General features: G+C 70.6%; 8 protein-coding genes. 3 read left to right on the forward strand and 5 right to left on the reverse strand.

The window, feature by feature from the left end:
* Positions 1 to 19: 19 nt before the first annotated feature.
* A complete protein-coding gene (locus AC3IRM_RS13300) occupies positions 20 to 553 on the reverse strand; it encodes a tetratricopeptide repeat protein (protein WP_489203565.1) in 534 nt (177 codons plus the stop codon).
* The gene (gene mrcB / locus AC3IRM_RS13305; protein WP_489203566.1) at positions 553 to 3033 is read right to left on the reverse strand and encodes a penicillin-binding protein 1B; all 2481 of its coding nucleotides are present in this window, start codon (positions 3031 to 3033) and stop codon (positions 553 to 555) included. Before mrcB ends, AC3IRM_RS13300 begins: the two co-directional genes overlap by 1 nt.
* A gap of 122 nt (positions 3034 to 3155) precedes the next feature.
* Here mrcB and AC3IRM_RS13310 point away from each other — a divergent pair, with 122 nt between their 5' ends.
* Entirely contained in the window at positions 3156 to 5276 is a 2121-nt protein-coding gene (locus AC3IRM_RS13310; protein ID WP_489203567.1) for a glycosyltransferase, read from the forward strand.
* Here AC3IRM_RS13310 and AC3IRM_RS13315 read toward each other — a convergent pair.
* Both AC3IRM_RS13315 and AC3IRM_RS13320 read right to left on the reverse strand, forming a co-directional pair.
* Positions 5266 to 6813 (reverse strand): hypothetical protein, encoded by a 1548-nt coding sequence (locus AC3IRM_RS13315; protein WP_489203568.1) that lies wholly within the window; start codon positions 6811 to 6813, stop codon positions 5266 to 5268. The two genes, AC3IRM_RS13310 and AC3IRM_RS13315, sit on opposite strands and share 11 nt — an antisense overlap.
* Before the next feature lie 54 nt (positions 6814 to 6867).
* A complete protein-coding gene (locus AC3IRM_RS13320) occupies positions 6868 to 9030 on the reverse strand; it encodes a RelA/SpoT family protein (RefSeq protein WP_489203569.1) in 2163 nt (720 codons plus the stop codon).
* Positions 9031 to 9090: 60 nt separating this feature from the next.
* Between AC3IRM_RS13320 and AC3IRM_RS13325 the strand changes: the two genes are divergently transcribed.
* Both AC3IRM_RS13325 and AC3IRM_RS13330 read left to right on the forward strand, forming a co-directional pair.
* Positions 9091 to 9621, forward strand: a complete 531-nt coding sequence (locus AC3IRM_RS13325; protein ID WP_489203570.1) for a hypothetical protein — start codon at positions 9091 to 9093, stop codon at positions 9619 to 9621.
* A 38-nt stretch (positions 9622 to 9659) separates the two neighbouring features.
* Positions 9660 to 10160 (forward strand): hypothetical protein, encoded by a 501-nt coding sequence (locus tag AC3IRM_RS13330; protein ID WP_489203571.1) that lies wholly within the window; start codon positions 9660 to 9662, stop codon positions 10158 to 10160.
* Here the strand turns inward: AC3IRM_RS13330 and hrpA are convergent.
* The gene (hrpA, locus tag AC3IRM_RS13335) at positions 10153 to 14133 is read right to left on the reverse strand and encodes an ATP-dependent RNA helicase HrpA (RefSeq protein WP_489203572.1); all 3981 of its coding nucleotides are present in this window, start codon (positions 14131 to 14133) and stop codon (positions 10153 to 10155) included. The genes AC3IRM_RS13330 and hrpA overlap by 8 nt on opposite strands.
* Between the last annotated feature and the right edge of the window lie 12 nt (positions 14134 to 14145).

Genomic DNA, 14145 nt, shown 5'->3' on the forward strand with positions numbered 1-14145 from the left:
GACCCGGCCGCTGGCGCGATCAGTAGCGATTGGGCCCGGCGACACGACAGCCGTCGGCCTGACCGCGCGCCTGGACCGCGCCTTCGGCGTCACCGGTCGACAGGCGCACCTGCTCGAGCGTGATCCAGTGGCGGCGGCACAGCGGACCGACCTGCGCGCCGAGCGCATAGGCGCGTTCGGCCAACTGTGTGGCCAAGGGCAGATCGTTCTGCAGGATCGCCAGTTCGGCGCGCTCCTGCAGCAATGCGGGATCGCTGTCGACGATCGTCATCGCCTCGTCGAGCGCGGCGACCGCGCCTGCGAGATCGCCCTGCGCTTCCAGCGTGACCGCGCGTGCGCGCAGGTCCTCGACCATCGGATCGCGCAGCGGCTGCACGGCGAGTTCACCGTCGCCGTCACCGGCCGAGGCACGGATCGCCTGGACCATGGTCGCCGGCGGAATGGTCGACGCCGGTGCGCTGTCGGCGGTACTCGGTGATGGGCTGGCGCAGGCGGCGAGCACGAGCGCGGCGGACACTGCGGACAGGCGATACGCGATACGGAACGGATGCATCAGGGCGACTCCTCGACAGGCGGTGCGGGTGCAGGCGCCGGCGCGGGGGCCGGCGGCGCGGTGTCGGCCGGCGGCGCGGCCTCCTCGTCACGGCCGAAGCCGAAGAACTCGCGCCAGCCGCGGCGCGCCTGCTGCACCGGCGCGCCGGTCGCATCCACAAGATTGCCTTCCGCGTCGACGAAGGTCTGGTTGGGATCGTAAGTCGGGCACGGCTGGTAGGGCGGCGCGTAGCCGGCGACGAATGCGAAGCGGCGTGCCTCGGGGCAATTGGCATCGGTGCTGTTGGACTGGGCGACCCACTGCCATTCCAGCCCCGCGTCGCCGACTTCCAGCGGCGCGCTCGGCAGACGCGAGAAGATGCCCGACCACACGCGCATCGCGCCGGTCGCGCCGTACAGGCCGGTCTGCTCGTTCTGGTCATTGCCGACCCAGACCACGGCGAGATGGTCGCCGGTCCAGCCGGCGAACCAGCTGTCGCGCCCGTCGTTGCTGGTGCCGGTCTTGCCGGCAGCGTTGAGCCGCCCCAGGCCGTCACTGACCAGCTGACGGCCGGTACCGGAGGTCACAGCATGCTGCAACGCCAGCGTGACCAGCCGCGCGGCGATCGCGTCGCCTTCCTGCGCCGGGCGGGGGGCGTTGTCGTAGCGGTTGACCACGCGGCCCTGTTCGTCGATGACGCCGCGCACTGCGCGCAGCGGCTGGATTTCGCCGCCGGAGGCCAGGAACTGGTAGAGCTGCGCCATCGCGTACGGGCTCTGGTCCATCGAGCCGAGTGTCAGCGAGGGATTCGGGGTGGCGCGCACGCCGGCGAGCACGTGCACCAGATCGGCCAGCGCGCGCGCGCCGACGGCTTCGCCGATGCGCACCGTGGCCTGGTTGTAGGAGCGGGCCAGCGCATCGATCATCCGAACCGTGCCGTGGCTGCGGCCGTCGGAATTGCCGGGCGACCAGCGACGGCCGTTCTCCAGGGTGATCGTCACCGGGGAATCGTCGACCCAGCTCGCCAGCGAGTACTGCGACGGATTGCCGAACGCGAGCAGATACACGAACGGCTTGAGCAGCGAGCCGACCGGACGGTGCGCTTCGACCACACGGTTGAAGCCGTGCTCGACCGGATCGCGGCTGCCGACCGCAGCGACGACTTCGCCCGAGTGCACGTCGGTGACCACCAGGCCTGCCTGCAACGGCGGCCGCTTGCCGGTGCTCAGATCCTTGATCGTGCGCACCGTCGAACCTTCGGCGTAGGCCTGCGCGGATGGCGCCATCGCAGTCATCACCGACAGGCCCGCGCCCTGCAGCTCGCCGGTGGGATAGTCGCGCGCCAGCTGGCGGCGCACGAGATCGACATAGGCCGGGAACCGGTTCGCGGCGATGCTGCCGGGCGTCTCGGTCACGCCGAGCGGACGCTTGGCGGCGCGGTCGTGCGCGGCTTGGTCGATCAGGCCGGATTCGAGCATCTTGCCGAGCACGAAATCGCGGCGCTCCCGTGCGCGTTCCGGATTGCGGCGCGGGTCGTAATGCGAAGGTCCTCGGATGATGCCGACCAGCAGTGCGACCTGTTCGGTTTCCAGGTCGTCGAGGCGGCGGCCGAACCAGAACTCCGCGCCTGCCGCCACGCCGTGGATCGCCTGCGCACCACGCTGGCCCAGGTACACCTGGTTGAGATACGCCTCGAGGATCGGGCCCTTTCCGTAGCGGGCCTCGATCAGCATCGCGTAGAGGATTTCGTTGAACTTGCGCGTATAGGTCTGCTCGCGGCCGATACCGAGCAGGCCACTGCGCGCGAGCTGCTGGGTCAGCGTGCTCGCGCCCTGGCGCGCTTCGCCGGCGCGCATGTTGATCATCGCCGCGCGGGCGATGCCGCTCAGGTCGATGCCGTGGTGGTGCGCGAAATCCTTGTCCTCGACCGCCTGCAGCGTATCGGTCAGCAGCTGCGGCACTTCGTCGATGCGCACCAGCCTGCGCTCTTCCTGGCGCTGGCCGTAGAGCGTGGCGATACGCGCCGGATCCATGCGCGCGACCTCGAGTGCGCGCTCGCCGTCGCCGTCGCGCAGGCGCGAGACACGCCCGCCCGACAGCGTGAGCTGCACCCGCCCGGGTGCGACCGCGCCATCGACATCGCGATAGCCGCGGCTGGAAATCGTCCAGCGTCCGCCCTCGCTCGCGTAGGTGCCCGGCTTGATCCCGTCGCCTTCGCGATACCCGGCGGCGTCGAGTTCGGTCTTGAGCGTCGCGGCATTCATCGCCACGCCGGGCGTGATCTGCAGCGGACGCGCGTACACACGCGTCGGCACCTGCCAGGTCAACGCGTCGAACTTCTCGCTGACCTGGTGGTTCAAGTACAGCGCATACGGAATCAGGAAACCCATTCCGAGGCCGACCAGGGCGAGCACCGCGGTCACCGCGCGCCGACGCCAGGCGGGCGGCGTGTCGTCGTTCAGATCGTCGGTGTCGTCGTCTTCGTAATCGATCCGGGCCATGGAATTCCTGCACCCGCGGCGGCGGGTCGATGTGGATGCGACAATAGCGCCGGGCAGTCTATCCCAGCGCTCCTGCGCGGGCCTGGACCGCCTCCCGAACAGTCAGCTGGAGTTACGAACGCATGTCGTTTTCCCTGGCGGGCGCGCGGTTCCAGCTGGAGCGCGCGCTCGGCCTGTGCCGCCGCGGTGTCGCGAGCCTGCGTACCCGCGGGGCCGCAGCGACGTGGCAGCGCGTCAGCGCACAGCTCGGACTGTTCGCCCCCGCATCCGCGGAGACCTTGCTTACCGCCGACGCATCGCCGTTCGCACCGTTCGCCCTGCCCGCCTCCGATGCCCCCGAGGTGAGCATCGTCATTCCGGTGCATGGCCATGCCGACGCGACGATCGCCTGCCTGCGTGCGATCGCCGCGCATCCACCGCGCGCGTCGTTCGAGGTGATCGTCGTCGACGATGCGAGTCCGGACGACACGCTGGCCTTGCTGTCGCAGGTCGACGGCCTGCGCCTGCATGCGCTTCCCGAGAACCTGGGCTTCATCGGTGCGTGCAATGCCGGCGCTGCCCTGGCCCACGGCCGTTTTCTGCTGTTTCTCAACAACGACACCGTGCCGCAGCCCGGCTGGCTGGATGCACTGCGCGCGACGTTCGACGCGCAGGCCGACGTCGGCATCGTCGGTGCGCAGCTGGTGTACCCCGACGGCCGCCTGCAGGAAGCAGGCGCGATGCTCGCGCGAGACGGTCGTGGCGAGAGCCGGGGCCGGTTTGCCGATCCCATGCATCCCGCATTCGCCTGGTGCGCGGACGTGGACTACGTTTCGGGCGCGGCGCTGATGCTCGAACGCCGCCTGTTCGAACGTCTCGACGGATTCGACCCGCGCTATGCGCCGGCCTACTACGAGGACACCGACCTCGCGTTCCGCGTCCGCGACGCCGGATTGCGCGTACTGGTGCAGCCGGTCGCGCGCGTCGTGCATCTGGAAGGGATCAGCGCAGGCACCGATCCGACCCGCGGCATGAAAGCCGCGCAGGCCCGCAACCTGCCCGTCTTCGAAGCCCGCTGGCGTGACGCGCTCGCATTGCGGCCGGTCGATCCGGTCGCCGCGGGCCGGCTGCCGCGCCCCGGCACGCCCCAGGTGCTGATCGTCGACAACCTCACGCCGACCCCCGACCGCGATTCGGCCTCGCTGCGCCTGGTCAACCTGATGCGGCTGCTGCGCGAGGCCGGTGCCCATGTCGTGTTCCTGCCGGCCGACCGCCGGCATGCCGGCGATGCGACGCGGGCCTTGCAGGCGATAGGCATCGAGGTCTGGTACGACCCGCATGTCGGCGGCGTCGCGCGCTGGATGCGGACGCATGGTGGCCGCTTCCAGCGCGTACTGTTGTGCCGCCATTACATCGCGCGCGAATTCCTGCCCTTGGTGCGCACGCATGCGCCGCAGGCACGCGTGGTGTTCGACAGCATCGATCTGCACTACGTCCGCGAGCAACGCGGGGCAGAAGTCGCGAATGACGCCTCGCTGGCCCGCGCTGCCGCGCGTACGCGTTCGCTGGAGCTCGACGTCATCGCACGCGCTGACGAGACTCTTGTCGTCAGCGCGGCCGAGGCCGAAGTTCTGGCCCTCGATGCGCCGGATGCGCCCGTCACCGTGCTGTCGAACCTGCACGAGATCGCTGGCGCCGGTGCGGCATTCGCAGACCGGCGCGATCTGGTGTTCGTCGGCGGTTTCCGCCATCCACCGAACGTCGACGCGATGCGCTGGTTTCTGGGCGAGGTGTTCCCGCGCATCCGTGCGGCATTGCCCGATGTCGGGTTCCACTGCATCGGCGGCTACGTGCCGGACACGATCGCCGCGTTCTCGGACGCGCCCGGCGTGCACATCCACGGCCACGTGCCGAACATCGCGCCGTACATGGACGGCTGCCGCATCGCGGTCGCGCCGCTGCGCTTCGGTGCGGGCGTCAAGGGCAAGGTCAACCTGAGCATGGCGCACGGCCAGCCGGTCGTGGCCACGCCCTGCGCAGCCGAGGGCATGCACCTGCGTGACGGGGAAGACGTACTGCTGGCGGAAGATGCCGGCGCGTTCGCGGATGCAGTGATCACGCTGTATCGCGACGAAGCGCTGTGGTCGCGCCTCGCCGGCAACGGACTGGCGAACGTCCAGGCCCACTTCTCTCTGGACGCCGCCCGAAGCACGGTGCGCCGCGTGTTCTTCGACGACCGGCCTTCGACCGCCGCTAGCGATTGACCGACGCGGCGCGAAGCCGGCGCGCGAACTCCGTGTGCCCGGGTACGCCGGCATCGACATCACGCGCAGAGGCCAGCGCGGCCTCCGCGCCGGCGAGATTGCCTGCGCCCAGACGCTCGTCGCCGATCGCGAGCCAGCGCTGCGCGAGCCGACGGCGCGCTTCGCGCACCGCGTCGCCTGCGTCGCCGAGCACTTCGCGCGCATCGAGACACGCGCGCGCGCGCGCCAGATTGTTCGCGCGCAGGCCCGCATCGAAACAGTGCCGCGCTGATGGCAGCAGGCGTGAAGAAGCGCGCGCCACCGCCGGATCGTCGGGCGCGACCAGGCGCGCGGCGCGGATCTTGTCGTAGGCGCTGTCGCCGGGCGGCGTCAGCAGATCGCCGCGCGCTTCGGCAGCCGTGGCCTGCTGCAGCAGGGCGTCCACACGTTGACGGCGCTCGGCGGGCGGCAGCTGCGGCCCCAGGCGCGCATGTCGCGCACGCGACCGCTCGACGTGCTCGCCCGCCAGACGGACGGCGTCACTGTCGGCAGCCAAAGCGCGGGCCTCGCGCAGTTGCGCGTCGGCATCGGCGAAATTGAAGTCGCGTGCGAAGCGCTCGGCGCGAAGGGCATAGGCGGCACCGGCTTCTTGCAGACCGCGCTGCGCGCGCGCGTCGTCCGGGTCGAATGCGAGCAGGGTGCGCCACTCGGCGACCGCACGTTCCACGCTGCCGGCTTCCAGGCTGCGGGCTGCGCGGCGACGCAGTGCGTCGAGCTCTTCGGTCAGCCGCGCGTCGGTGTCGGGCAGGTCGACGTGGCCGGCATCGTATTCGCGGACGCGCGCGATCAGATCGGCCGCTTCGCGCAGGCCGCCTTCACGCAGACGCCGCCGCGCGTCGTCCAGCAGTGACGCCAACGCATCTTCGCGGCCCCGCAAAGCATCGGCGTTGTCGGGCTGCAGCGCCAGCACGCGGCGGTACAGCGGCAAGGCACTCTGCGCGCCTGCATCGAGGTGGCCTGCAGCCTGCGCGGCCTGCGCCGCGGCGACGAGACGATCGAGCCCGGTACCGGCGGCTTCCTTCTGCCGCAGCGCGGTGGCCACCGCATCGACATGCTCGCGGGGCGCGGACAGATCGCTGGCGAGCCGCAAGGCCGCATGCGCGTCCTCGAACCGGCCTGCCTCGACCGCTGCCGCGGCCTGCACGACCGCGGCGCGCGCGACGTCGGACAGACCGGCGCGCGGGCGGATGTCGTCCGGATCGAGGGCCAGCGCGGCTTCGTAGAGCTGGCGTGCGCCGTCTCCATCCGGTGTGCTCAGGCGTCCTGCGGCGGTGGCGACCGCGGCGTCGTCGAGCAGAGCCTGGACGCGGGTCTCCGGCCAGAGCCGGTCGACCAGGAACAGGCGCACGCATACGACCAGCACCAGCACGACCGCGAGCACGCCGGCCGCGATCCACCAGCCACGCCGCTGCCGCATGGCATCGGCGGTCGCGTCGCGCGCGCGCGACGATGCACGCGCCAGCCGCTCGCGCGGTGGCGGCGTCGCAGGATCAGGCATGTCGGATTCGCGTTGCACGCGGCGCAGTATGGAAGAGCCCAATGAACGCCCGCGTCACCGGCGCGCGGCATCCACGCCGGGCATGCCGTCGAGTTTGCCGAGCAGACGCGCGAGCTGGCCGTAGTCCGCCACCCGCACGCGCAGTTGCAGGCGCACGCGCGACAGGCCCAGCGACTCGCTCTGGATCGACAGCACGTGCACGTCCTCCTGCGCGATCGCGTTGCTGAGGTCCTTGAGCAGATGCCGGCGGTCGACGGCCTCGACGACGATGTCGGACGCATGGCCGCCGCTCGCGCGTCCCCATTCCACCGGCAGGACGCGCTGCGGCTCGTTGGCCGACAGCCGCAGGAACGACGGACAGTCGCGGCGGTGCACGGTCACCCCACGCGCGCGGGTCAGATAGCCGGCGATCGGCTCGCCCGGCACCGGCCGGCAGCAGCGCGCGACCTGGACCAGCAGGTTGTCGACGCCGACCACGTGGAATTCGGAGTCCGCGGTCTTGGGGATCCGGCGCGGCTGGCGAAGCGGCAGTGTCGGCGTGGCAGCCCCGGCGGGCGCCTCGCGCTCGCGCTCCAGCTCCAGCAGCGCGCGCCCGATCTGGTTGGGCCCGACATCGCCCAGCGCGACCAGCACCAGCAGATCATCGACGGTCGAGACGTTGAAGCGCGGCAGCACCGGCGCAAGGTCCGCCTGCAGCAGGCCGAGCCGGCGCAGGTCCTTGTCCAGCAGTTCGCGCCCGGCCTGCAGGTTGCGCGCGCGGTCGAGTTTGTGGAACCAGTTGCGCACCTTCTCGCGCGAGCGCGGACTGGCCAGGAATCCGTTCGAGACCACCAGCCAGTCGCGCCGCGGCGACGGCGTCCTGGCAGTCAGGATCTCGACCCGCTCGCCGCTGTGCAGGACGTAGTCCAGCGGCACGATGCGCCCGTCGACCTTGGCCCCGCGGCAGCGATGCCCGACCATCGTGTGCACGTGGTAGGCGAAATCCAGCGGCGTCGCGCCCTGCGGCAGATCGACGATCTCGCCCTTGGGCGTCAGCACGAAGACGCGGTCCTCGACCAGCTCGGTGCCGAGTGCGCCGGCCAGCGAAGTCGCGTCCTCGCCCGCAGGTTCGGTGTGCGCGTCGAGCAGGCGACGCATCCATTCGATCCGACGCTCGAGCGCGGCCTCGCCGGCCGACGAGGACCGCTGCGAGCCGCCGCTCTCCTTGTAGCGCCAGTGCGCGGCGACGCCGAGCTCGGACGCCTCGTGCATCTCGCGGGTGCGGATCTGCACCTCGAGCGTCTTGCCTTCGGGCCCGACCACCGCCGTGTGCAGCGAGCGGTAATCGTTGTGTTTGGGTCGGGCGATGTAGTCGTCGAATTCGCTGGGGATCGGCGTCCACAGCGCATGCACCACGCCGAGCGCGGCGTAGCAGGCGGGAATGTCATCCACCAGCACACGCACCGCGCGCAGGTCGTAGAGCTCGCCGATCGGCACCTGCTTGCGCTGCATCTTCTTCCAGATGCTGTAGATGTGCTTGGGCCGGCCCGCAACCTCGCCACGCACGCCCTGCGCGGCCAGCGCCTCGCCGAGCTGCACCCGCACCGCTTCGATGTGCCGCTCGCGCCCCGTGCGCTTGTCGTCGAGCAGACTGGCGATGCGGCGATAGGTGTCGGGCTCGAGACAGCGGAACGCGAGGTCTTCGAGCTCCCATTTGAGCTGCCAGATGCCCAGCCGGTTCGCGAGCGGCGCGTGGATATCGCGGGTCAGCAGGGCCAGCGTGCGACGCGCAGCGTCGTCCTCGCTGCGCGCGGCCACGCGCATCAGCGCGAGCTGCCGCGCCAACAGCACCAGCACCAGGCGCAGATCGCGGATCAGCGCCAGCAGCAGGCGCCGCAGGCCCTCGGGATTGCCCGCGCTCGCATGTTCGGCATGCAACGACCAGACCTGGTGCGCAGCGGCCAGACCGTCCAGCAAAGGCACGATCGCCGGCAGCCGGGCCGTCAGCGTCGCGCGCCAGGCCGGCACGGCATCGGCGACGGCGGTCGCGACGACTTCGGCATCGGCGCCGAGCAGGCCCAGCGAGCCAACGGTATCGAGCAGCACCGCCGCATCGCCCGGAGCGATTTCCACATCGTCCGGCAGCGACGCCAGCAACACACGCACCGACGGCCCCGACGCGGCCATGGTCGGCAGCGCCAGCAGGCGGTCGCGCAGGTTGTCCAAGCGCTCGGGCATGGCCGCTCGATGCGGGCAGGACGGTCTACACTAGCCGCGCCCCGACCGGAGGAACAGAGCATGCGTGCAGTCCACAGTGTCTTGATCGCAGCGGCGCTCGCCGCGGCCCTACCCGCTTACGCGCAGCAGACGCGTGTTGAAGACCGTCTGACGGCGTCCGAATTCCGTGCAGCCGGCCTGGGCAAGCTCAGCGAGGCCGAGCTGGCCCGCCTCAACGAACTGCTCGCACGCGAGACAGGCGCTTCCGCTTCCGCCGCGGGCGCCCCTGCGGCCGTCGATGTCGAGGCGCGCATCGCGCAGGCACGCGAAGAGGGTCGTCGTGAAGCGGCAGTCGCGGCGGACCCGGGCGTGCGTCCGGCCGCATCGCGCGAGCCTGTCGAGAGCACTATCCCCGGTGCGTTCACCGGCTTCGCCCGGGGTCGCGAGTACACGCTGGCCAACGGCCAGGTGTGGAGGCAGACGGACAGCACGTCGATCGCCGGCGCACGGGGGCAGGACGTCGGCGTGCGGGTGCGCCCCGGCCTGCTGAGTGCCTGGTGGTTGCAGGTCGATGGGTACAACGCGCAGGCCAAGGTCGAACGCGTCCGCTGATCGCCCCCGGCACACCGAATTCAACAGGAAGCCATCCGATGCGCGCAGTCTCCGTTCTGGCAATTGCCCTCACGCTTGCATGCACAGGCGCCAGCGCCTGGGCGCAGACATCCACGCTCGAGACGCGCATGGGCAGCGCGCAATTCCGGACATCCGGTCTGCACAAGCTCGATCAGACCGAGCTGCGTGCACTGGAGCAGTGGATGGCCACCCAGACGACGGGCGCGCAGGCATCGACCGAAGCGCAACTCGCCGAGGCGCGCGCCGCGGGACGGAGAGAAGCAGCCGAGTTGCAGGCTGCACCCAGAGCGGCGCCCGAACCCGTGAGCAGCACGCTGGTCGGCCGCTTCGAGGGCTTCAGGCGGGGACGCGAGTACACGCTCGCGAACGGGCAGGTCTGGAAGCAGGTCAGCGAGGCGTCGCTCGACGGCGGCCGCGCCGAGTCGCCGGCCGTTGAGATCGAGCCCGCTCGACTGGGTGGCTGGTGGATGCGCGTCGCCGGCTACAACCTGCGGTCGCGCGTCGAACGCATCAGGTAAGCGCCGCCACCCGCGTCGCGAGCTTCTTCGGCGATACACCGCCTTTTGCGCCCAGTTCCTGCGCGAACAGCGAGACGCGGAGTTCCTCGATATCCCAGCGCAGCGCCTGCCAGTCGGGCGTCTCGCTCCGGCCGCGCGCCGCGGCATCCGCAAGCGCGTCGACGAAGGGTTTGACGTCGAGCATGCGCTGCTGGTCGCGTTGGGGATCGCGCTGCGCGCGCTCGGCGCGCAGCGACAGGGCGTGCAGCCAGCGCGCGTATTCCGACAGCGCGGCCGCCGGCACCGTGCGCAGGAACCCGGGCGGCACCAGCGCGTGCAACTGGGCCTGCATGTCGTCGAGATTGGCGCGCGCCCAGCCCATCAGCTTCGATTCGAGCTTCGCGCGCACCTCGGCGACGCGATCAAGGATGGCCTCTGCCTGCTGCAGGCGCGCCATCGCTTCACCGAACAAGGCCTTGCCGACCGCATCGCGATGCGCAGCGAACGCGTCCGCATCACGGATCATGTCGAGCCCGTCGACGAGCAGCGCGGCGAGCGCGCCGTCGACGAGATCCTCGCGCAGGCGATCACCGGGCTTGCCGTCGCGCGGCGCGGCGGATTCGATCGCGGCATAGAGCAGCGCGGTCTTCGGGGCGACCGGCAACTGCTTGCGCGCATGGCGCACGCGATCCGCCAGCGCGATCGTCAGCAGGCGCCGCACGCCTTGCGGATGCAGGCGTCTCGCGTGTGTCGCATCGGCGTGGACAGCGAGTGACGCGCTGTCACCGTCGTCCTGCAATGCGGGATACGCAGGCAGGCCACCGGCACCGGGAATCGACACCGGGACCGGCGTCTCCGGAAACGCGGTCAGTCCGCCCTGCTGCAGGCCATCGGCTGCATGCCAGGCGAACGCACGCGCGGCGCGTTCGCCGAACCGGTGGCGCAGGTCCTCGAGATCGCGCGACTCGGCGAGGACCGTGGCGCCTTTGCGATCGCGCCCGGTGTCGACCAGGCGCAGGTTCGCGCGCAGATGCGGTTCGAGGGCCGCCTCGTCGAAATCCGATGCCGCAATGTCGACCCCGGCGAGCTTCTTCAGGAACCGCGCCAGTGTGCCGGTGAACGTGTCGGCATCACCGTCGCGCCAGGCCTGCGCGAAGGCGCGCGCGAAATCCGGCGCCGGCACGAAATTGCGGCGCAACGCCTTCGGCAGGCTGCGGATCATCGCGGCCGCCTTGTCCTCGACGAAACCGGGCGCCAGCCACGACAGCCGCACCGGATCGATCGCATTGAGCAGATGCAGCGGCACCGAGACGGTCATGCCGTCATCGACCGCGCCGGGCTCGAACCTGTACGACACGGCGAGCCGCGCCTCGCCAAGCGCGATGAAGGCGGGAAACAGATCGGCGTCCACGCCATCGGCGACCAGCAGTTCGTCGCGGCTCCATGCCAGCGCCTGCTTGGCAGCGTCCGGCGCCTTGCGCCACCACGCATCCAGCGCCTGCGCCGACAGCACGTCGGCGGGCAGCCGCTGCGCATACCACTGCGCCATCCACGCTTCGTCGACCACGAGGCCCACGCGGCGTTGCTTGGCCTCTTCCTCGCGAGCGCGCTCGAGCGTGCGCAGGTTGCGTTCGATGACGTTGGCGCGGGTGTTGATCTCGCCGGTCACCAGTCCGTCGCGCAGAAACAGCGCGCGCGACTCCTCCGGGTACAGCCGGCCGTAGTCGACCGGCTTCTTCGGTGCCAGCACCAGGCCGAACAGGCTGATCTGCTCGCTGCCGACCACCCGTCCCTGCGATCGCGACCAGCGCGGATCATGGTGCCGCCGTGCCAGCAGGTGATCGAGCTCACTGATGACCCAGTCCGGCTCGATCGCGGCATTGGTCAACGACCAGACTTTCTCGGTGTCGAGCAGCGTGGCCGACAGCACCCACGGCGGCGGCTTCTTCGACAGCGGCGAACCGGGGAACAGCTGGAAGCGCCGACCGCGCGGCCCTTCGTACTGGCCGGAGACGCGCCCGCCGCCACCGGGGTCCGCCCGATGGCCGACCTGGGTCGGCAGGCCGGCGATCAGCGCGCGATGCAGCGCGATGTAGGCAGCCGCCTCGACCCGTGCAGCAACGCGCGGATCGGCATCCACGATCGCAGGGGCACGCGCTTCGATCGACCAGCCGAGTTCCTCGCACTGCAGCCGCAACTGCCGGTGCAGCTCGCGCCACTCGCGCATGCGCAGGAAACCGAGGAAGTTGCGCTCGCACCACTTGCGCAGCTGCGACTGGGTGAGATCGGCATGCGCCTGCCGGTAGGCGTCCCACAGCTTCACGATGCCGACGAATTCGGATTTCGCATCGGCGAACTGCGCATGCGCGGCGTCGGCGGCGCCGCGCTGGTCGGACGGCCGCTCGCGCGGATCCTGGATGCCGAGGAACGAGGTGATCGCGAGCATCTCGTCCAGGCAGCCATGCGCGCGCGCGGCGACGAGCATGCGCGCGAGCTTGGCATCGACCGGCAGCCTGGCCATCGTGCGGCCGGTCGCAGTGAGTTTGCGTTCGCCGTCGATCGCACCGAGCTCGGCCAGCTGCTGCCACCCATCGGCGACCGCGCGCGGATCCGGCGGCTCGACGAAGGGGAAGGATTCGATGTCGCCCAGACCCAGCGACAGCATCCGCAGGATCACGCCCGACAGCGAGGCGCGCCGGATCTCGGGATCGGTGTAGGCCGGGCGCGATGCGAAATCGGCTTCCGAGAACACACGGAAGCACGTGCCCGGCGCGATGCGGCCGCAGCGGCCCTTGCGCTGGTCGGCGCTGGCCTGGCTGATCGGCTCGATATGCAGACGGTCGAGCTTCTGTCGCGGACTGTAGCGCTTGACGCGCGCGAGCCCGGGATCGACGACGTAGTGGATACGCGGCACCGTCAGCGAGGTTTCGGCGACGTTCGTCGCCAGCACGATGCGTCGCTGCGGGCCCGGATTGAAGACGCGGTCCTGGTCCTTGGCCGAGAGGCGCGCGTACAGCGGCAGCACTTCCGTATGGCGGTATTTGCGGCGCTCCAGCGCCTGGTGCGCATCGCGGATCTCGCGCTCGCCGGGCAGGAAGATCAACGTGTCGCCGGTACCGCGGAGCTGCATGATCTCGTCGCAGACCGAGACGATGCCATCGAGCACGCTGCGCTCGCCCGCGTCATCGCCGTCGCCTTCCAGCGGCCGGTAGCGCACGTCGACCGGAAAACCGCGGCCTTCGACATCGACCACCGGCGCGCCGTCGAAATGTTCGGCAAAGCGCGCGGTGTCGATCGTCGCCGACGTCACGATGAGCTTGAGATCCGGGCGCCGGCCCAGCAGCTGTTTCAGATACCCCAGCAGGAAATCGATGTTGAGGCTGCGCTCGTGCGCCTCGTCGATGATGATCGTGTCGTAGGCCGACAGCCAACGGTCGGACGCGATCTCCGCCAGCAGGATGCCGTCGGTCATGAACTTGATCGCGGTCGCATCGCTGACGTTGTCGTTGAAGCGGACCTGGTAGCCGACCAGGCCGCCGCTGGGCACCTGCAGCTCTTCGGCCACCCGCTTCGCCACCGTGCGCGCGGCGATGCGCCGGGGCTGGGTGCAGCCGATCAGGCCGGCCGCGCCGCGACCGGCGGCGAGGCACAGCTTGGGCAGTTGCGTGGTCTTGCCCGAACCGGTTTCGCCGGCGACCACCACGACCTGGTGCGCACGGATCAGCGCGACGATCTCCTCGGCCTTGCCGGCGATCGGCAGCACCGGATCGACCTCGGCGCGCGGCAGCTGCGCGGCGCGCGACTCGCGCTGTCGGATGGAGGCATGCAGGCGGGTCTCGAAGGCCCCGCGCGCGGCGGCGTCTTCCGGCGCACGGCGCCAGCGGCCGAGCAGTCCGAGCAGGCGACCGCGGTCGCGCGTCGAAGCGGATTCGATCGCGGCCTGCGCCTGTTTCAACGCGCCGTTCACCGCCTTGTCGCTGGAATGCTGCGTCACGCCCGAACCTGC

Source organism: Luteimonas sp. KH_071 (assembly GCF_057838005.1).